The organism is Mycolicibacterium vulneris (assembly GCF_002104765.1).
GTDB lineage: Bacteria > Actinomycetota > Actinomycetes > Mycobacteriales > Mycobacteriaceae > Mycobacterium > Mycobacterium vulneris.
Genome location: NZ_NCXM01000007.1, coordinates 186336 through 205997, shown reverse-complemented (window position 1 = coordinate 205997; position 19662 = coordinate 186336). Strand labels below are relative to the sequence as shown.

20 protein-coding genes are annotated in these 19662 nt (G+C 68.4%); 14 read left to right on the top strand and 6 right to left on the bottom strand.

All coding sequences use genetic code 11. From position 1 onward, the window contains the following. The first annotated feature begins 6 nt into the window (after window positions 1–6). Window positions 7–453: a type II 3-dehydroquinate dehydratase gene (gene aroQ, locus B8W69_RS09155; protein ID WP_085289503.1), complete on the top strand. Its 447-nt coding sequence runs from the start codon at window positions 7–9 to the stop codon at window positions 451–453. Here the strand turns inward: aroQ and B8W69_RS09150 are convergent. Then, window positions 450–1178: a B-4DMT family transporter gene (locus B8W69_RS09150; protein ID WP_085289502.1), complete on the bottom strand. Its 729-nt coding sequence runs from the start codon at window positions 1176–1178 to the stop codon at window positions 450–452. The genes aroQ and B8W69_RS09150 overlap by 4 nt on opposite strands. Before the next feature lie 33 nt (window positions 1179–1211). Between B8W69_RS09150 and B8W69_RS09145 the strand changes: the two genes are divergently transcribed. The 6 genes from B8W69_RS09145 (at window position 1212) to B8W69_RS09120 (ending at window position 7213) form a co-directional block, all read left to right on the top strand. Continuing rightward, window positions 1212–2321 (top strand): M24 family metallopeptidase, encoded by a 1110-nt coding sequence (locus tag B8W69_RS09145; protein WP_085289501.1) that lies wholly within the window; start codon window positions 1212–1214, stop codon window positions 2319–2321. A 114-nt stretch (window positions 2322–2435) separates the two neighbouring features. Next, a complete protein-coding gene (locus B8W69_RS09140) occupies window positions 2436–2660 on the top strand; it encodes a hypothetical protein (RefSeq protein ID WP_085289500.1) in 225 nt (74 codons plus the stop codon). Window positions 2661–2785: 125 nt separating this feature from the next. Further along, window positions 2786–3349, top strand: a complete 564-nt coding sequence (efp, locus tag B8W69_RS09135; protein WP_085289499.1) for an elongation factor P — start codon at window positions 2786–2788, stop codon at window positions 3347–3349. Beyond that, window positions 3346–3855 carry a transcription antitermination factor NusB gene (gene nusB / locus B8W69_RS09130; RefSeq protein WP_085289498.1) on the top strand — a complete coding sequence of 170 codons (510 nt, stop codon included), beginning with the start codon at window positions 3346–3348 and terminating at the stop codon, window positions 3853–3855. The genes efp and nusB overlap by 4 nt, the downstream gene beginning before the upstream one ends. After that, window positions 3852–4262: an antitermination protein NusB gene (locus B8W69_RS09125; protein WP_085289497.1), complete on the top strand. Its 411-nt coding sequence runs from the start codon at window positions 3852–3854 to the stop codon at window positions 4260–4262. The genes nusB and B8W69_RS09125 overlap by 4 nt, the downstream gene beginning before the upstream one ends. Before the next feature lie 86 nt (window positions 4263–4348). Beyond that, window positions 4349–7213: an aminotransferase class I/II-fold pyridoxal phosphate-dependent enzyme gene (locus tag B8W69_RS09120; RefSeq protein WP_085289496.1), complete on the top strand. Its 2865-nt coding sequence runs from the start codon at window positions 4349–4351 to the stop codon at window positions 7211–7213. Window positions 7214–7217: 4 nt separating this feature from the next. Here the strand turns inward: B8W69_RS09120 and B8W69_RS09115 are convergent, their stop codons facing one another. Next, on the bottom strand, window positions 7218–7478 hold the full coding sequence (locus B8W69_RS09115) for a hypothetical protein (RefSeq protein WP_245843181.1): 261 nt from the start codon (window positions 7476–7478) through the stop codon (window positions 7218–7220). 78 nt (window positions 7479–7556) lie between these two features. Here B8W69_RS09115 and B8W69_RS09110 point away from each other — a divergent pair, with 78 nt between their 5' ends. Next, entirely contained in the window at window positions 7557–9014 is a 1458-nt protein-coding gene (locus B8W69_RS09110) for a sensor histidine kinase (protein WP_085289495.1), read from the top strand. Here the strand turns inward: B8W69_RS09110 and B8W69_RS09105 are convergent. After that, window positions 8996–9664: a response regulator transcription factor gene (locus tag B8W69_RS09105; protein ID WP_085289494.1), complete on the bottom strand. Its 669-nt coding sequence runs from the start codon at window positions 9662–9664 to the stop codon at window positions 8996–8998. The two genes, B8W69_RS09110 and B8W69_RS09105, sit on opposite strands and share 19 nt — an antisense overlap. Before the next feature lie 315 nt (window positions 9665–9979). Continuing rightward, complete coding sequence (locus B8W69_RS09100; protein WP_085289532.1) at window positions 9980–10807, bottom strand: COG4705 family protein; 828 nt, start codon at window positions 10805–10807, stop codon at window positions 9980–9982. A gap of 229 nt (window positions 10808–11036) precedes the next feature. Between B8W69_RS09100 and B8W69_RS09095 the strand changes: the two genes are divergently transcribed. From B8W69_RS09095 to B8W69_RS09070, 6 genes are read left to right on the top strand one after another with little or no spacing between them, the layout of a single operon-like run. After that, the gene (locus B8W69_RS09095; RefSeq protein WP_085289493.1) at window positions 11037–11792 is read left to right on the top strand and encodes a GntR family transcriptional regulator; all 756 of its coding nucleotides are present in this window, start codon (window positions 11037–11039) and stop codon (window positions 11790–11792) included. Beyond that, window positions 11789–12019: a 4Fe-4S dicluster domain-containing protein gene (locus tag B8W69_RS09090; protein WP_064885673.1), complete on the top strand. Its 231-nt coding sequence runs from the start codon at window positions 11789–11791 to the stop codon at window positions 12017–12019. Before B8W69_RS09095 ends, B8W69_RS09090 begins: the two co-directional genes overlap by 4 nt. Window positions 12020–12044: 25 nt before the next feature. Next, window positions 12045–13433 carry an ABC transporter substrate-binding protein gene (locus B8W69_RS09085; RefSeq protein ID WP_085289492.1) on the top strand — a complete coding sequence of 463 codons (1389 nt, stop codon included), beginning with the start codon at window positions 12045–12047 and terminating at the stop codon, window positions 13431–13433. Continuing rightward, the gene (locus B8W69_RS09080) at window positions 13430–14305 is read left to right on the top strand and encodes an ABC transporter permease (RefSeq protein ID WP_085289491.1); all 876 of its coding nucleotides are present in this window, start codon (window positions 13430–13432) and stop codon (window positions 14303–14305) included. Before B8W69_RS09085 ends, B8W69_RS09080 begins: the two co-directional genes overlap by 4 nt. Further along, window positions 14302–15054 carry an ABC transporter ATP-binding protein gene (locus B8W69_RS09075; protein WP_085289490.1) on the top strand — a complete coding sequence of 251 codons (753 nt, stop codon included), beginning with the start codon at window positions 14302–14304 and terminating at the stop codon, window positions 15052–15054. Before B8W69_RS09080 ends, B8W69_RS09075 begins: the two co-directional genes overlap by 4 nt. Then, the gene (locus tag B8W69_RS09070) at window positions 15051–17777 is read left to right on the top strand and encodes a fumarate reductase/succinate dehydrogenase flavoprotein subunit (RefSeq protein WP_181447356.1); all 2727 of its coding nucleotides are present in this window, start codon (window positions 15051–15053) and stop codon (window positions 17775–17777) included. The genes B8W69_RS09075 and B8W69_RS09070 overlap by 4 nt, the downstream gene beginning before the upstream one ends. Here B8W69_RS09070 and B8W69_RS09065 read toward each other — a convergent pair whose 3' ends face one another. Together B8W69_RS09065 and B8W69_RS09060 are read right to left on the bottom strand one after the other, a co-directional pair. After that, on the bottom strand, window positions 17778–18317 hold the full coding sequence (locus B8W69_RS09065; protein ID WP_085289489.1) for a GNAT family N-acetyltransferase: 540 nt from the start codon (window positions 18315–18317) through the stop codon (window positions 17778–17780). A gap of 12 nt (window positions 18318–18329) precedes the next feature. Continuing rightward, on the bottom strand, window positions 18330–19544 hold the full coding sequence (locus B8W69_RS09060) for a serine hydrolase domain-containing protein (RefSeq protein ID WP_085289488.1): 1215 nt from the start codon (window positions 19542–19544) through the stop codon (window positions 18330–18332). Between the last annotated feature and the right edge of the window lie 118 nt (window positions 19545–19662).

Below are 19662 nucleotides of genomic sequence, written 5' to 3'. Positions count from 1 at the left end.
GCGCCGATGACCACCGTCGTGAACGTCATCAACGGCCCGAACCTGGGCCGGCTGGGTCGGCGCGAGCCGGACGTGTACGGCGACACGACGCATGATCAACTGGCGGCGCTCATCGAGCGGGAAGCCGACACGCTCGGCCTCAAAGCCGTTGTGCGGCAAAGCGATAGCGAAGCCGAACTGCTGGACTGGATCCATGCGGCCGCCGACGCGGGCGAGTCGGTGATCCTCAACGCCGGCGGACTCACCCACACGTCGGTGGCGCTGCGCGACGCGTGCGCGGAGTTGAGTGCGCCCCTGATCGAGGTGCACATCTCCAATGTCCATGCGCGCGAAGAGTTCCGGCGACACTCCTACCTCAGCCCGGTCGCGACCGGAGTGATCGTCGGGCTGGGGGTGCAGGGCTATCTGCTCGCCCTGCGCTATCTGGCCGGGGAGCCCGGCGCCAACAGCTAGCCCTTGTCGTGTTCGGTGCCCGGCTTGGTGTGCTCGTCGCCGGTGCGGATCACCTCGGTCTTCGGGTCGTCCTCGGTGTGCTGAATCGTTTCGGTAGGTGATTCGGTGGTGGCTACCTTGTCGGTGGCCGCCTCGCGCTCGGCCGTGGCGACCGACGCGGTCCGCGCCTCGGTGTGGGCTCCGGACGACTGCGTGGGAATCTCGCCGGTGGGCGCGTCGTCGGCGCGCACCGCGGAGAACACGTCGGTGTCACCGTCCCGCTCTCGTTTTTCGTCAAGGCCGTGGTGTTTCTCCGGAGTCTTCTCGAACTGCCGGTCCACCCGCCAGCGCCCAATGGTCACGCCGATGATTCCGGGCAGGAAGACGCACAGCGCGGTGAAGGCCGCAAACGTCGTCAGCTCGTTGAGCAACCCGCCGGTGTACAGGCCCTTGTAGAAGAGCGCGAGCAGCCAGGTAACGGCACCACTGAGCACACCGGCCACCAGGCCGGCCAGCAGCCAGGTCATCGCCAGGTCGCCGCGGCGATCGGGGTCCCGGTTGGCGCGGGCGTCGGCCCGGCCGTCGAGAACCCCCCATACGGCCACGCCGATGATGAACAGAATCAGCAGCGCCGCACTGATCAGCCCGGCCTGCGTCTGCCACGCGTTGATCAGTGCACCTTGGAACAATCGGACGACGACCATCGCCGCGGCGTAGACCAATCCGCGCAACATCCAGTTACTCATGGCCCAAAAGCGTAGCGAGTACCGTCAAGACCTGTGACACATTCACAGCGTCGGGACAGGCTCAGAGCGCGACTTGAGGCCAGCGGATTGGATGCGCTGCTGGTCACGGACTTGGTGAACGTCCGTTACCTCTCCGGTTTTACCGGATCCAACGGCGCGTTGCTGGTGTTCGCCGACGATCGCGGCCCCGTGCTGGCCACCGATGGGCGGTACCGGACCCAGGCCGCCGAGCAGGCGCCGGACCTCGACGTCGCCATCGAGCGGGCGCTGGGACGGCACCTGGCCGCGCACGCCGCCGAGGCCGGCGCGCAGAAGCTGGGCTTCGAGAGCAACGTGGTGACCGTCGACGGATTCGACGCGCTGACCCGCGAGCTTGACGAGCGCAAGGCGGCCACCGAGCTGGTCAAGGCCGCCGGAACCGTCGAGGCGTTGCGCGAGGTGAAGGACGCCGGCGAGGTCGCGCTGCTGCGGCTGGCGTGCGAGGCGGCCGACGCGGCGCTGACCGATCTGGTGGCGCGCGGTGGCCTGCGGCCCGGCCGGACCGAACGCGAGGTCAGCCGCGAGCTGGAGGCCCTGATGCTCGACCACGGCGCCGACGCGATCTCGTTCGACACCATCGTGGCCGCGGGCCCGAATTCGGCGATCCCGCATCACCGCCCCACCGACGCGGTGTTGGCCAGCGGCGATTTCGTCAAGATCGACTTCGGTGCGCTGGTCGGCGGCTACCACTCCGACATGACCCGCACCTTCGTGCTCGGAAAGGCCGCCGACTGGCAGCTGGAGATCTACCAGTTGGTCGCCGACTCCCAGCGGGCCGGCCGCGAGGCGCTGCACGCGGGTGCCGACCTGCGCGAGGTGGACGCGGCGGCCCGCCGGGTGATCGCCGAAGCGGGCTATGGCGAGCAGTTCAGCCACAGCCTGGGCCACGGCGTGGGCCTGGAGATCCACGAAGCGCCGGGCATCGGCGCCACATCCACCGGCACGTTGCTGGCCGAATCCGTGGTGACCGTGGAACCCGGCGTCTACCTGCCCGGCCGCGGCGGGGTGCGCATCGAGGACACGCTGGTGGTGCCTGACGAAACCCTTGGCAAGCCACCGGAATTGCTGACCAAGTTCCCCAAGGAGCTCGCCGTTTTGGCCTAGTCCCGATGGTGCCGACCCGCTGCGCCCGATCGCATGCGCCGCGCTTGCGATCGGCACTAGCTACGGCCGACTCACGGCTTCGCTGGGGTTGCGCCCCCGAGTACAGTCGGGTGCGTGAACGGGGTGGCACGGGGTCTGGCGCGCCTCCGGGATTCGCGGTGGGACATGTACGCTGAGCCCCTTCGGGAGATGCGGCTGGCGATGCAGATCGTCTACTTCGCGAACCACATGCCGTTCGCCAGCGGGGTCACGCTGCACGTCCCGCTGCTGACGATGATCGAGCCGGTGCCGTCGCCGGACGAGCACGCCGCGGTCGGCTCCGAACACGTCCACCACTAACGGCGTTTCGCGCGTCACGGCCAGACCCCGGCGCGCGGGGCACGGTCGCGGAGCGCTCTAAACTGGCCGACAAGTTACAGACAGTTCCGTAGCGACTGTCCATCCTCGAGGAGATATACCGAACCGTGGCAAGCACTGCCGATTTCAAGAACGGACTGGTGCTGGTGATCGACGGCCAGCTGTGGCAGATCGTCGAGTTCCAGCACGTCAAACCGGGCAAGGGCCCGGCCTTCGTGCGGACGAAGCTCAAGAACGTGCTCTCCGGCAAGGTCGTCGACAAGACGTACAACGCCGGCGTGAAGGTGGAGACCGCCACTGTCGACCGGCGCGATTCCACGTACCTGTACCGCGACGGCTCGGACTTCGTGTTCATGGACAGCGAGGACTACGAGCAGCACCCGCTGCCCGAGGCGCTGGTCGGCGATTCCGCCCGGTTCCTGCTGGAGGGCCTGCCGGTGCAGGTGGCGTTCCACAACGGCGCCCCGCTGTACCTCGAGTTGCCCGTCTCGGTCGAGATGGAGGTCACCCACACGGAGCCGGGCCTGCAGGGCGACCGGTCCAGCGCCGGCACCAAGCCCGCCACCGTGGAGACCGGCGCCGAGATCCAGGTGCCGTTATTCATCAACACCGGAGACAAGCTGAAGGTCGACACGCGCGACGGCAGCTACCTGGGGCGCGTCAACGCGTGAGCAGACCCGTGCGGGGACGCCATCAGGCCCGCAAGCGTGCCGTCGACTTGTTGTTCGAAGCCGAGGCCCGTGGGCTGAGCCCGGCGGAGGTCGTCGACGTCCGCACCAGGCTCGCCGAAACGAACCCCGAAGTCGCGCCCCTGCAACCGTATACGGCCGCGGCCGCCCGGGGCGTCGGCGAACATGCCGCGCACATCGATGACCTGATCAGCTCGCATCTGCAGGGCTGGACGCTGGACCGGCTGCCCGCCGTGGACCGCGCCATCCTGCGGGTCGCGGTCTGGGAGCTGCTTCACGCCGACGACGTGCCGGAACCGGTCGCCGTCGACGAGGCCGTCCAGCTGGCCAAGGAGCTGTCCACCGACGACTCGCCGGGCTTCGTCAACGGGGTGCTCGGCCACGTCATGCTGGTGACACCGCAGATCAGGGCCGCCGCCCAGGCGGTTCGGGGTGCGGTGGCTTCCGACACCGCCGGCACACCGGAGGACCACGGACCGCAACCATGACCCGGTTGGAGCTGCGCCTGCTCGTGGCGGCCATCCTGGCCGCGACGGTGGTGCTGGGTGCGGTGATCTGCGCCGCCTACGGCCTGACCATCGTGGCCTCGGTGCTGTCGATCTACGCGCTGGGCGTGGGCGCCTGGTTGTATCACTGCGTCGAACGGGTGGTCGTCGCCCGCCGCATCAGCACGGTGCGTTCGGCGGCCAAGCCGCTGCAGCCGCTGCTGCCGGTGATGGCCGCGATCATGGGGCTGACGCAGGGCGTGGTGCGCTCGCTCAGCGATGTCACCGAGTTGCCGGTCCGTCGCCTCGAGCTGCCCATGCTGCGGTGGGCGGACAGCGCGCGGGGCAATCGGCGCCCTCGAGGCGACGTCGTGGACAGTGACGACGAGGCGGATCACCGAGCAAGCTGAGGTGAAATGACCACGGGCGTGGCGCAGCGGGTTCACAATACGAGCGGCACGTCAGCGGCGGCGATCCGAGAAGAACAGGTGAGGTCATGATTCGATACAGCACCCAGCCGCGACGACTACGAGTGTCCGCACTGGCGGCGGTGGCCAACCCGTCCTACGCCCGGGTCGACACCTGGAACCTGCTCGACGACGCCTGCCGTCACCTCGCCGAGGTGGACCTCGCCGGGCTGGACAAGACCCACGACGTGGCGCGGGTGAAGCGCCTCATGGATCGCATCGCCGCCTACGAGCGGTACTGGCTGTACCCCGGTGCGGCGAACCTGGCGATCTTCCGGGCCCACCTGGAGAGCCTGTCCACGGTGCGGCTCACCGAGGAGGTCTCCCTGGCCGTGCGGCTGCTGAGTGAATACGGCGACCGCGCAGGGCTTTTCGACACCTCCGCGCCGCTGGATGACCAGGAGCTCGTCGCGCAGGCCAAGCAGCAGCACTTCTACACCGTGCTGCTCGCCGACGACGCCCCGAGCACGGCGCCGGACAGCCTGGCCGAGTGCCTGCGCGCGCTGCGCTGCGCGTCCGACGATGTGCAGTTCGAGATCCTGGTGGTGCCCAGCGTCGAAGACGCCATCGCGGCGGTTGCGCTGAACGGGGAGATTCAGGCCGCGATCATCCGCGACGACCTGCCGCTGCGGTCCCGCGACCGGCTGCCGCTGATGAACACGCTGCTGGGGCCCAACGAGGATGCCGACGGGGTCATTCCCGATCGGGCCAACGACTGGGTGGAGTGCGGCGAGTGGATCAGGGAGCTGCGGCCCCACATCGACCTGTATCTGCTGACCGACGAGTCGATCGCGGCCGGCGATGACACCGAGCCCGACGTCTACGACCGCACGTTCTACCGGCTCAACGACGTCACCGACCTGCACAGCACGGTGCTCGCCGGACTGCGAAACCGTTACGCCACACCGTTTTTCGATGCGCTGCGCGCGTATGCGGCCGCGCCGGTCGGCCAATTCCACGCCCTGCCGGTCGCGCGGGGCGCCAGCATCTTCAACTCCAGGTCGCTGCAGGACATGGGGGAGTTCTACGGCCGCAACATCTTCATGGCCGAAACCTCCACCACCTCCGGTGGCCTCGACTCGCTGCTGGACCCGCACGGCAACATCAAAAAGGCGATGGACAAAGCCGCCAAGACGTGGAACGCCGACCACACCTACTTCGTCACCAACGGGACGTCGACGGCCAACAAGATCGTGGTGCAGTCGCTGACCCGGCCCGGTGACATCGTGCTGATCGACCGCAACTGCCACAAGTCGCACCACTACGGGCTGGTGCTGGCAGGTGCCTACCCGCTGTACCTGGACGCGTATCCGCTGCCGCAGTTCGCGATCTATGGCGCGGTGTCGCTGCGCACCATCAAGCAGACGCTGCTGGACCTGGAGGCGGCGGGACAGTTGCACCGGGTGCGCATGCTGCTGCTGACCAACTGCACCTTCGACGGCGTCGTCTACAACCCTTTGCAGGTCATGCAGGAGGTGCTGGCGATCAAGCCGGACATCTGCTTCCTGTGGGACGAGGCGTGGTACGCGTTCGCCACGGCCGTGCCGTGGGCCCGGCAGCGGACCGCCATGGTGTCCGCCGAGCGCCTGGAGCAGATGCTGGCAGCGCCGGAATACGTTGCGGAATACCGGAAATGGGCCGCGTCCATGGACGGGGTCGACCGGTCCGAGTGGATCGAGCGCGAGCTGATGCCCGACCCGGCCACCGCCCGGGTGCGCGTCTACGCCACGCACTCCACGCACAAGTCGCTGTCTGCGCTGCGGCAGGCGTCGATGATCCACGTGCGCGACCAGGATTTCAACGCGCTCACCCGGGATTCCTTCGGCGAGGCGTTCCTGACGCACACCTCGACGTCGCCGAACCAGCAGCTGCTGGCGTCCTTGGACCTGGCCCGCCGACAGGTCGACATCGAGGGCTTCCAACTGGTCCGGCAGGTCTACGACATGGCGCTGGTCTTCCGGCATCGGGTGCGAAAGGACCGGCTGATCAGCAAGTGGTTCCGCATCCTCGACGAATCCGACCTGGTGCCCGAGGAGTTCCGGGAGTCCTCGGTGAGTTCCTACCGCCAGGTCAGGCAGGGCGCGCTGGCCGAGTGGAACGAGGCCTGGCGCTCCGACCAGTTCGTGCTGGACGCGACGCGGGTGACCTTGTTCGTTGGCGCGACCGGGATGAACGGCTACGACTTCCGCGAGAAGATCCTGATGGAGCGATTCGGCATCCAGATCAACAAGACGTCGATCAACAGCGTGCTGCTGATCTTCACGATCGGCGTCACCTGGTCCAGCGTGCATTACCTGCTCGACGTGTTGCGAAGGGTGGCAATCGATTTCGACCGCATCGAGAAAGCGGCCAGCGTCGCCGACCGGGCGCTGCAGAAGCGTCATGTCGAGGAGATCACCGAGGATCTGCCGCATCTGCCCGACTTCAGCGAATTCGACGTCGCGTTCCGGCCCGTCGACGAGTGCAACTTCGGCGACATGCGATCGGCGTTCTACGCCGGCTACGAGGAGACCGACCGCGAACACGTGCTGATCGGCATGGCCGGGCGACGACTGGCCGAGGGCAAGACCCTGGTGTCGACCACCTTCGTGGTGCCCTACCCGCCGGGCTTTCCGGTGCTGGTCCCGGGCCAGGTGGTCTCCAAGGAGATCGTCTACTTCCTGGCCCAGCTCGACGTCAAGGAAATCCACGGGTACAACCCCGATCTCGGGTTGTCGGTCTTCACCGAGACGGCGCTGGCGCGCATGGAGGCGCAACGCAACGCCGCGATGGCGGCGGTGGGCTCGGTGACCGCGGCGTTCGAGTTGCCGGCGAACGCGTCGGCGACGAACGGCGCGCGCAACAACGGTGCCAACGACGCCCCGGCCGTGCCGTCGGTCGCCGACAGCAGCTGAGCGATCAGCCGGTCGTCGGAGTCGGATTCGCGCCGCAGGTGGTGCGGGCCGAGGTGTGCGGTGCGCTCGGCGACCAATCGGCGATACCCCGCCGGATCCCCTGCAGGAGTGCGTCGCGGCCCGCAGGAGCCGTCTGGTTGCAGCTCGAACTGAGTGTGTTGAACGGACTCGGGTCGGCTCCGGCCGGCGCAGCCAGGACACCGGAGCCGAACACGACCGCCGCGCTGACCAGTATTCGGGCGATCGCACGATCGTTACGGCGCACAGGGCGTGCAGTACTGAACATGACGGCGCCAGCCTAGGACGCGACCGCTGAGAGACCGCTGAGAACGCGCTGAGCTCGATGTTTTCAGCCGGGCCGCGGGGCTGCAGAATTAACGACGTGCGAGTATCCGGTGTCTGGCCGTTTCGGCGAAGCGGGCGGGCGGCTCCGTGGCGCCTCGCCCACCTGGGCATCTCGGCTCGCTCGGCGGCCGTGTCGGCGATCGTCGTGCTGATTGCGCTCAGCGTGGCCGGCGCGGGTTTGGACGCGATCCTGTACCACAAGCTGTTGTCGGGCGTCGATTACGCCGCAGTCGAGCGGGTCCGCGACATCACCAAGGCGCTGCAGTCTAATTCGCCCGACGACCTCGACAATCGTTTGCTGACCACCGACCAGCGGGTCGTCGCGACCCAACTGCTCGGTCCGGATGGCAACGTGGTCAAACGATCCGGCTCGGCTCCGAATACGCCGCTGGTTTCCGCGAGCGAGTTCGACTTCAACCTGCGCCGCGGCCTGCCCGACGACGCGGTGGCCGGAGACGACATGCGGGTGAGTGGCCGAAAAGTCGCGACCCGATCCGGTGTGTACACGGTGCTGGTAGGGGGAGGCAGCGAGGCGGTCGAGGCGACCGCGCGGACGCTGGCGATCCTGCTGGCCTGCAGCGCGCCGGTCATCGTCGGGGTGGTGGCGGGGGCGACCTACTGGCTGGTGCGCCGCTCGCTGCAGTCGGTGGACGCCATCCGGACCAGGGTGGCCGACATCTCGACGTCCGACCTGGCCGAGCGGGTGCCGGTGCCGGACAGCCGCGACGAGATCGCGGCCCTGGCCGTCACCATGAACGAGATGCTGTCGCGTCTGGAAGCGGGTCACCGTGCGCAGCAACGCTTTGTCGGCGACGCGTCCCACGAATTGCGAAGCCCGCTCGCCACGATCATCTCCGGGCTGGAAGTGGCCGAGGCTCATCCCGATCTGCTCGACGCCGACCTGGCGGTGAACACCCTGCTGCCCGAGGCGCAGCGCATGCACACCCTGATCGAAGATCTGCTGCTGCTGGCCCGCGCCGACGAGCAGACGCTGCTCCGGCGCAAGGAGCAGGTGGCGCTCGACGACCTCGCGCGGGCCGAGGCCGACCGCGCGCGGCGTGACAAGCAATGCGTGGTCCACACCGATCTCCGTCCGGTGCGCCTGGAAGCCGACCCGGTGGCTATGTCGCGGATGATCCGTAACCTCGTCGAAAACGCTGTCCATCATGCGGTTTCGTGCGTGGCCATCGAAGTCGGCGGCCGGGACCGGGTGGCGATCCTGACCGTCAGCGACGACGGCCCGGGAATCGCCCCCGCCGACCGCAGCCGGGTATTCGAACGTTTCGTGCGCCTGGATTCCGACCGGGCCCGCAGCGGGGGAGGGACGGGCCTCGGCCTGGCGATCGTCGCCGAGATCGTTGCGGCACATGAGGGCACGGTTACCATCGACGACCCGCCCTCCGGCGGAACCAAGATGATCGTGACGTTGCCCGTGTCTCAGCAGAGCAATCGGTAACCGACGCCCCGAATCGTCTCGATGGTGTTGGTGCCGAAGGGGACATCGATCTTGCGACGCAGATATCCCACGTAGACCTCGACCACGTTGTCGGGGCCGTGATGATGCGCATCCCACACGTTTCGCAGTATCTCGGCCTTGGTCACCACCACGTCCTTGTTGCGCATCAGGAACTCGAGCACCCCGTATTCGCGGGGAGTCAGGGCGATCGGGGTCGAGCCCCGTTTGACCGTGTGCCTTGCGGGATCCAGCGCCAGCGTCCCGGCTTTCAGCACCACCGGCCGCGCCGGCGCGCCGCGACGAATCAGCGCCCGCAGCCGCGCCACCAACACCGGAAACGAGAACGGTTTGGTCAGATAGTCGTCCGCACCCAGATCGAAGGCGTCGGTCTCGTCGTACTCACCGTCCTTGGCGGTGAGCATGAGCACCGGTGTCCACACGTTGTGCGACCGCATCCGGCGCAGCACCTCGTAGCCGCTGAGACCGGGCAGCATGATGTCGAGAATGATTACGTCGAAACTGTTTTCGGTGGCCTTCCGCAGGCCCTCGACACCGTTGCCGACGGCCACGACGACGAAGCCCTCTGCCTTGAGCCCCCTGGCCACGGTGGCGGACAACCGCGGTTCATCCTCGACGAGCAGGACTCTCATGTTTCAACGCTACGTCGAGCACCGGATGGACCCTCAGTCGGGCCAGCGGGCCTCGATCAGCACCTCGGCGAACGGGCCGCCCATGCGGCAGAAACGGTTGGTCGCCACCCACACGACGCCCGGGTTTTCCAGCGTGATGCGCACCGGGTGACCGACGATCGTCTCACCGGGATTTGTGCCGCCGTCATTACCGACTGACGAACCGTACGGTCGAATCGCTGTGAAATCGTTGAGAATCGCGTCGTGCCTTGCCCGTTACCGCGGGTGGCGCCCGGTTTGCGAGTTAACTTCTCGATGAGCGTGGCCGCCGCCGTGTCAGCGTGGATCACGGTCGGGTTGCTCGATACCGGTTTCCGGATGGTGTTCCGTCGCATCATCTTTGGGCCGGCCGGGGTGGTGACCGGGCCGCTGCGGTATGACGACGACCAACACAGCGATCAGCGCCGCGAGCACCGCCGAGGCGAGCGGGCGGCTCCACGCCAGGCCACCGTCGGCGACGGGCTTGTCGATGAAGTCACCGACGGTCGCCCCCAGCGGCCTGGTCAGGATGAACGCGACCCAGAACAAGGTGACGCGGGAGATGGGCGTCCAGAAGTACATCGCCGCGACCACCGCCAGGCCGACCGCGAAAACCAGCGCGCCGCGTTCGTAACCGAAATCGCGTGTGTCGGCCAGCCAATCGCCGAGCGCGGTGCCGAGCGTCTGCGAGAACGTGATGGTCGCCCAGTAAAACGCCTCCACCTTAGGCGTGGAGACGGTGCTGACCGATACGGTGCCCTGCGACCAGCGCCAGAGTCCCAGGGTGGCCAGCAGGCACGCCAGCAGCAGCAGCGATCCGCCGGTGTAGCCGATGCCCAGCGATCGGTCCGCGAAATCGGCCAGCACGGTGCCGAACGTCGTCGAGGCCACGATCGTCGACCAGTAGAGGGCCGCATGGAATCGCTTGGCGAGAATCTGCGCCGCCACCAGCGCCACCAGTGCGACGCCGAAAATCGCGACCCCCGCGGCGTAGCCCCAATTCAGCGTCATCGTGACGGTGTCGCCGCCCGTCTCGCCCAACGTCGTCGCCAAGACCTTGATGACCCAGAACCCCAGGGTGACCGCCGGCACCTTGGTCAACGCGTGCTTCGTCACGTCCGTCATGCACGCCATCTTCCGCCGTCGGGAGCCCATCCGGGAATCGTCGGGTTCCACGGCGTGGCAGGTTCTGCTCACCGGGATCACAAAGCAGACACGTTCGCGCAGGTGGCGCAATACCGCGGTGGGTGGCGGTTTTAGCTGGTCGGGCCTCGAGGCGGCCCGGCGCAATACCCGCGACCGCCCTCGCAGGGCCTGGTCGACGACCCGAAAAACGGCCCTGAGCTGCGTTAGCGTGACTCCCGTGGCGCAACCAGTACCCAGCTGGGACATTCAAGACTCCAGGGCCAATCGCGCCCGCCGGGTCGCCGACGTGCTGCGCCAACAGATCCATTCCGACGCCTACCCGGAGGGCCTGCCCGCCGAACTGGACCTGGCCGCCGAATTCTCGGTATCCCGCAACACCATTCGCGAGGCGCTGACCGTCCTCAAGCACGAGGGGCTGATCGACCGGGGACCCAAGGTCGGCACGCACGTCGCGCAGCGCAAGTACGACCACGGGCTGGACGCGCTGCTGGGCCTGAAGGAGACGTTCAAGGATCTCGGTGAGGTCCGCAACGAGGTGCGCGCCGCGATGCCGGTCACCGCGCCGCCGTCGGTGGCCCGCCGGCTGCGGCTGCAACCGGGCGAGCAGGCGGTGTTCATCGAGCGGTTGCGATACCTGGGGGACCTGCCGCTCAGCCTCGACCTCACCTACCTCGCGCCGGACATCGGCCGCGAGGTTCTGACCCATCCGCTGGAGACCAACGACCTATTCGCGCTCATCGAGCAGGTGAGCGGGCAACGCCTGGGGTCGGCCGCACTGGCGCTGGAGGCCATTCCCGCCGACGCGCACTCGGCGGCCACGCTGCAGGTGCCCGACGGTGCGGCGCTGCTGATGCTGGAGCGGCTCACCAGCCTCGCCGACGGCACCCCCGTCGACCTGGAGCACATCCGGATGCGGGGCGATCGAATCACCATGCGGGGCAACCTGATGAGGAGCAACCCATGACGCTGATCAACAACAACCGCGCCGACGTGCCGGTCACCATCGACGAGTCGCTGTGTATCGACGGCTGCACGCTGTGCGTGGAGGTCTGCCCGCTCGACGCGCTGGCCATCAACCCCGACACCGGCAAGGCCTTCATGCACGTCGACGAGTGTTGGTACTGCGGCCCCTGCGCGGCCCGCTGTCCCACCGGCGCCGTCACGGTCAACATGCCCTATCTCCTTCGCTGAAAAGCATTCGACCCCAGGATCTTCCATGAAACGACGCGCCATCCGGCTGGCGTCGGTGGTGATCGCGATCGCCGCGCTCACCTCCGGTTGCTCGCTGGAATCCCTGTCGCAGTCCTCCGGTGTGGTCAACGTGGTGGTGGGATATCAGTCCAAGACCATCAACACCGTCACCGCGGGTACGTTGCTGCGCGCGCAGGGCTACCTGGAGCACCGACTGGCTGACATCACCACCCGCACCGGCACCAAATACGCAGTGCGGTGGCAGGATTACGACACCGGCGCCCCGATCACCGCGCAGATGCTTGCCGAGAAGATCGACATCGGCTCGATGGGCGACTATCCGATGTTGATCAACGGCTCGAAGACGCAGGCCAACCCGCTGGCAAAAACCGAGATCGTCTCCATCGCCGGCTACAACCCCAAGGGCGCCCTGAACATGGTGGTGGTGGCGCCCGGTTCGTCGGCGACCACGCTGCGCGACCTGGCCGGCTCCAAGGTTTCAGCGAGCGTGGGGTCGGCCGGTCACGGCACCTTGATGCGGGCGCTGGACAGGGCCGGGATCAAGGGTGTGGAAGTGCTCAACCAGCAGCCGCAGGTCGGTGCCTCTGCTCTGGAATCCGGTCAGGTGCAGGGTCTTTCGCAGTTCGTCGCCTGGCCGGGGCTGCTGGTCTTCCAGAACAAGGCCAAACTGCTATACGACGGCGCCGAGCTGAATCTGCCCACCCTGCACGGGGTGGTGGTGCGGCGCTCGTACGCGACGTCTCATCCGGAGGTGCTGGGCGCGTTCCTGCAGGCGCAACTGGACGCCACCGACTTCCTCAACTCCAGGCCGCTGGAGGCCGCCCGGATCGTCGCCCAGGGGAGCGGCCTGCCGCAGGAAGTGGTGTACCTCTACAACGGCCCCGGTGGTACCTCGTTCGACACCACGCTCAAACCGTCCCTGGTCGAGGCGTTGAAAAATGATGTGCCGTACCTGAAGTCGATCGGCGATTTCGCCGACCTCGACGTGTCCGGCTTCGTCCAGGACGGGCCGTTGCGCACCGTGTTCGGGGCACGCGGGCTGAACTACGAGGCGGCCCGGGCCGCCACCGCCAACCCGTCCGCGCTGCGCGGGGATCCCGCCCTGGCCAGCGAATTATGGCTGGACGGTTCGGATTCCACGCAGACGGTCGCCAACCCGACCGGTCTGCTTCGGGCGGTGCGAGAGGCGGCCGCCCGGGGCGCCAAGGTCCGCGCCGCCTATGTGCCCGACGCGGAGCTGGGCACCCGGTGGTTCGCCGACAAGGCGGTCTGGGTGCAAGACGGCCAGAACTACCTGCCGTTTGGCACGCCGGCCGGCGCGCATCGCTATCTCAACGCACACCCGGGCGGCGCCATCGTGAATTACCAGCAGGCCCTTGGAGGTTCGGTATGACCGCTTATCTCACCGGCGACCCGGCAGCCCCGGTGTCGGCGCAAGTCGTCGACACGGCGCCGGCGACGGCCACCCCGCGGCGTGCCGGCTCGCCGTGGCAGTGGCGGCTGCTGCGGCTCGCATCGGTCGCCGCCGCGATCGGGCTATGGCAGGCGCTCACCGCCGACAAGGTGCGGCTGCTGCTGCGCTTCGACACGCTGCCCACCGTCACCGAGATCGTGCACGCGCTGGGACGCCGGCTCGGAACCTCCGAGTACTGGCTTGACCTGGCGCAGTCGCTGATCCGGATCCTCACCGGCTTCGGATTGGCCGCGGTGGTCGGGGTCGCGACGGGCGTGCTGCTGGGGCGTTCCCGCTTGTTCGCCAACACCTTCGGCCCGCTGACGGAGTTGGTCAGACCCGTTCCGGCCATCGCGATGGTGCCGGTGGCGATCCTGCTGTTCCCGACCGACGAGGCCGGCATCGTGTTCATCACCTTCCTCGCGGCGTACTTCCCGATCCTGGTCAGCACCCGGCACGCGGTGCGGGCGCTGCCCACGCTGTGGGAGGACTCGGTGCGCACCCTCGGCGGCGGCCGGTGGGATGTGCTTAAACAGGTGGTGTTGCCGGGCATCCTGCCCGGCGTGTTCGGCGGCCTATCGGTCGGGATGGGCGTGGCGTGGATCTGCGTGATCTCCGCGGAGATGATCTCGGGCCGACTCGGGATTGGCTACCGCACCTGGCAGGACTACACCGTGCTGGCGTACCCCCAGGTGTTCGTCGGCATCATCACCATCGGCGTGCTGGGTTTCGCGACGGCCGCGGCCGTCGAGGTCGTGGGCCGTCGGGTGACCAGCTGGCTGCCGCGTGCCGAGGAGGAAGGCCGGCAATGACCATAAAAAAGGCTGGAGTGAGTCTGGAACTGGATCGAGTTCGCTTGTCCTACACCGGAGAACCGGTGATCGACGGGCTGAGCCTGACGGTGCGGCCCGGGGAGATCCTGGTGCTCACCGGTCCCTCGGGCTGCGGCAAGTCGACGGTCCTGCGGGCCCTGGCGGGACTGCTGCGGCCCGACGAGGGCCGGATCGTCGCCGACGGCGACGAGGTGACGACCACCTCGGGTGACCGGGGCATGGTGTTCCAGGACAACGCATTACTGCCCTGGCGCACCGTGCGCTCCAACATTGAGTTGGCCCTGCGGCTGCGCGGCCTCGCCCGGTCGGGCCGGCGCGCCGAGGCCGACCGCTGGATCGCCGAGCTCGGTCTCACCGGCTTCGGCGACTACCTGCCCAAGAGCCTGTCCGGCGGCATGCGGCAGCGCGTCCAGCTGGCCCGCGGTCTGGCCGGGGCGCCGCGCGCGGTGATGATGGACGAACCGTTCGGCGCGCTGGACACCCAGACCCGTACGGCCATGCAGCGGCTGCTGATCGACACCTGGCGTGCCCATCCGACGACGATCGTCTTCGTCACGCACGACGTCGACGAGGCGCTGCTGCTGGGCGATCGCATCGCCGTACTGGGCAAGGCCGGTCAGCCGCTGCGCACCCAGGTCGACGTGCCGGAGCCGCGCGTCGACCGCCAGCGCGCCGCGCTGCGCGCCGAAGTCATTGCGGCACTGAATCACTCGGCGGTGGCGGCATGATGCAGATTCCCGACCCGGCGACCGCGGCCCGGCTCGACTGTGACGTCCTGGTCATCGGCGGCGGCACCGCGGGCACCATGGCGGCGCTGTCGGCCGCCGAGAGCGGCGCGCAGGTGCTGCTGCTGGAGAAGGCCCACGTGCGCCACTCCGGCGCCCTGGCGATGGGCATGGACGGCGTCAACAACGCGGTGATCCCGGGCAAGGCCGAACCCGAGGACTACGTCGCCGAAATCACCCGCGCCAACGACGGAATCGTCAACCAGCGCACGGTGTATCAGACCGCCACCCGCGGCTTCGCGATGGTGCAGCGGCTGGAGCGCTACGGCGTGAAGTTCGAGAAGAACGAGCACGGCGAGTACGCCGTGCGCCGGGTGCACCGCTCGGGCTCCTACGTGCTGCCGATGCCCGAGGGCAAGGACGTCAAAAAGGCGCTGTATCGCGTGCTGCGGCAACGGTCGATGCGTGAGAAGATCCAGATCGAGAACCGGCTGATGCCGGTGCGGGTGCTGACCAACGAGGGCCGGGCCGTGGGCGCCGCGGCGCTGAACACCCGCACCGGTGAATTCGTCACGGTCGGCGCCAAGGCGGTCATCCTCGCCACCGGCGCGTGCGGCCGGCTCGGCCTGCCCGCGTCGGGCTACTTGTACGGCACCTATGAGAACCCCACCAACGCCGGTGACGGCTATTCGATGGCCTACCACGCGGGTGCGGAACTGTCCGGCATCGAGTGCTTCCAGGTCAACCCGCTGATCAAGGACTACAACGGCCCGGCCTGTGCGTACGTCGCCAATCCCTTCGGCGGCTATCAGGTCAACGCGCACGGCGAGCGGTTCGTCGACTCCGACTACTGGTCGGGGCAGATGATGGCCGAGGTCAAGACCGAGATCGACTCCGCGCGCGGACCCATCTACCTCAAGGTGTCGCACCTGCCCGACGAGACGCTGACCGCGCTGGAAAACATCCTGCACACCACCGAGCGGCCCACCCGGGGTACCTTCCACGCCAACCGCGGCCACGACTACCGCACGCATGACATCGAGATGCACATCTCCGAGATCGGCTTGTGTAGCGGGCATTCCGCGTCGGGGGTGTGGGTCGACGAGCACGCCCGCACCACGGTTCCCGGGCTGTACGCCGCCGGTGACCTGGCCTGCGTGCCGCACAACTACATGATCGGGGCATTCGTGTTCGGCGACCTGGCCGGCACGCACGCCGCCTCGACCCTGGCCGAGGTCGCTGCGCCGCAACAACTTCCGGAGGATCAGGTGCGCGAGGCGCACGAGCTGATCTACCGGCCGCTGCGACATCCGGACGGCCCGCCGCAACCCCAGGTCGAATATAAGCTGCGCCGCTTCGTCAACGACTACGTCGCGCCGCCCAAGACCGGGGCCAAGCTGTCGCTGGCCATCCGCACCTTCGAGCGGATGAGCGCCGAGATCGCCGAGATGGGCGCCCGCAATCCGCACGAGCTGATGCGCGCGGTGGAGGTGTCGTTCATCCGCGACTGCGCCGAGATGGCCGCCCGCTCGTCGCACACCCGCACCGAATCCCGCTGGGGCCTCTATCACGATCGCGCCGACCTACCCGGCCGCGACGACGACCAATGGGGCTATCACCTCAACCTGCGCAAAGCGACCCAAGGCGACGCCGAAAAAGGAATGGTGTTCCTCAAGCGGCCGGTGGCACCGTATTTCGTGCCCGTCCCGGAGCTCGACGGCCTGCCGCCCACCGACCGGACCGTGTACCCGGTGGAGCAGCCGCCGCTGGTCGGCGGCCAGGCGCCGGCCACCGCGGTGTCCCGAATCGGTTCGGCCACAACCGCGTTCGAACCGCCGTCGCCGCGCATCGCCGAGGTCCTGGCGCTCGAGGAACCCACGATGGCCGACCTCGATCCCTACCTCGCCGACGCGGATCCCGGCGTGCGCCGCACCGCGGTGTCGACGCTGACCGAGCACATCCCCGACGGGTATGCGCCCGCCCTGGTCGCCGCGCTGAACGACGGCGACGCCTCGGTCCGCCTCACCAGCGCCGACGGCATCCGCGAGCTGGTCGAGGTGTTGCCGCAGCCGGAAAGCGTGCGGGAGCACCTGGATTCGGCCGATCGGGTGGTGCGCGCGGCCTCGCTGTACGTGCTGGCCGCCCGCCGGGCCGGTGATGCCGCGCAATACCGTCACGCCCTCGACGACGCCGATCATCGGGTGCGCATCGAGGCGGTGCGCGCGCTGGTGTCCGTCGACGACGTGGCAGGTGTCGTCGCCGCCGCCGGCGACGAGAACCGCGAGGTGCGCATCGCGGCGGCCGCCGGGCTGGCGACGCTGAGGGTGGCAGCGGCCCCAGCTAGCCGTGCCGTGCGTCGGCTCGTCGCCGACTCCGACCCGCTGGTTCGCGCCGCCGCACTGGCCGCCCTGGGCCAATTGGGTTGCGGCCAAGACGATTACGCCGCCATCAAGCAGGCGCTGCGGGCGCCGGCCTGGCAGGTGCGGGAAGGCGCGGCCCGCGCGCTGGCCGGCGCGCCGGTCGACTTCGCGGTTTCGCACCTGTCCGAGGCGCTGGGCGACGCCCATCTGGACGTGCGTAAGGCGGCCGTGCTCAGCCTGACCCGCTGGGCCGCGGAGCCCGCCGCCCGGGACGCCCTGGGACTTGCGCTCAAGGACGGCGACGCCGACGTGCGGGCCTACGCGCGCCGAGCGCTCGAGCAGGACAGCTTGGCGGAAAAGGGTTAGTCAACGCAGGATCTTGGCGTACAGCAGGCTGTCCTGCGGTTCGGGTCCCATCGTGGGGTAGACCGCGTGCCGGGCGAGCCGCCCCTCCAGGAAGAAGCCGGCGTGCTCGAGTAGCCGGGCCGAGCGCTCGTTGTCCACGCTGCAGGTGGCCCAGACGCGGTACACCTCGCGGTCGGCGTCGAGCGCGGTGAGCAGCATGCCGAGCACCTCGGACATCAGCCCCTTGCCCCACCAGCGCCGACCCAGGCAGTAGCCGACCTCGACCGAGTGCGGCGCGGTGCGCCGGCAGCTGGCCAGCCCGATCACCTCGCCGCGGTGCCGCGACTCGATGACCCAGGTCTTCTCGTCCGCGCCTGCGTTCAGTTTTTCGGTGATCACGCGCCGCGTCGCGGCCACGTCGGGGTGCGGTGCCCACAACAGATACTTGGTGACCTGCGGGTCGCGGGCGACCCGCTGGAACAGCGCCCCCGCGTCGTCGAGCGTGGGTAGGCGCAGCAGCAGCCGCGGACCGCTGATGCGGTCGGGTGGGAATTCGGGCATCGGGATGTGACTTTAAAGGTCGAGGGCGCGATAGGTGTTGCGGACGAATCGCGGTTGCGCCGTGCGGAGTTTGGCCAGCGACGTGTTTCCGGCGACGGCCGTGGCGGCGTCGACGGTCAGGTCCGGCAGGTTCTGAATCAGGTAGAGCAGGATCAGATCCGCGCTGGGGTCGGCCTGCCACCAGGTCCCGTAGGCGCCGGGCCAGCTGAACGTGCCGAGGCCGCCGGGCCCGAAAAGCGGTGTGCTCTTGGCCGGGTCGGTCACCAGCGACAAGTTCAGCCCGAAGCCGCGGCCGACCCAGTACGGCGCGCCGAGGAAGTTGTGCCGCTTCTGCTCCTCGGTGAGCCGGTCGGTCCGCATCGACCGGACGGACTCTTCCGAGAGCACCCGCACGCCGTCGACCGTTCCGCCGCCGAGCAGCATCCGCACGAATCGCAGGTAATCGTCGGCGCTCGACCACAATCCGCCCCCGGCGTTGCAGAACGAGGGCGGTGTGATGTGCGGTGGGCCCATCACGCCGTGCTGCAGCCGGCTCTGTTCGTCGAGTGAGTACATGGTCGCCGCGCGGCGCCGCGCCTCGGGTGACACGAAGAACCCGGTGTCGGTCATGCCCGCCGGGCCCAGGATCCGTTCGTCGAGCACCTCGTGGAACGGCTTGTCGTCGACGCGGGAGGCGATGACGCCCAGCAGGTCGATGGAGTGGCTGTAGGTGACCCGGTCACCCGGCTGATGCACCAGCGGCAGCTCGGCCAGCTCGGCCAGCCAGGCGTCGGGGCCCTGATTGAAGGGCAGCCGCATGTAGGCCTTGGAGATCGGCCCGGACACCGAGAAGCCGTAGGCCAGCCCGCTGGTGTGGGTCAGCAGATCCTGGATCAGGATGGTGCGGTTCACCGGGTGCGTCCGGTCGAGCGGGCCGTGCGGATCGTCGAGCACCCGAACGTCGGCCAACTCCGGCGCCCAGCGGGTGACCGGATCCTTGAGCGTCAGCTTGCCGTCGTCGACCAGGCTCATCACCGTCGCGACCGTCACCGGCTTGGTCATCGACGCGATGCGTAACAGCGAGTCGCGCTGCATCGGCAGACCCGCGTCCACGTCCCGGTAGCCGATTTCGTTGACCTGCAGCAGTTCTCCCCGCTGCCAGACCATTGTCACCGCACCGGCGAGCAGGCCGGCGTCGCACACCTCACGAATGGAGGCGGCATTGCCACTGAGGGTCGAGCTATTCACCTGGTCAGGTTAGCGGGCCGGTGACGGCGCCGGATTAGCCCCACCGCGCGGACGAAATAGCGCGCGCCATTTCAGCGCGGAATAACGCCCCTGGACATTCAGCGCGGAGAAATGAGAA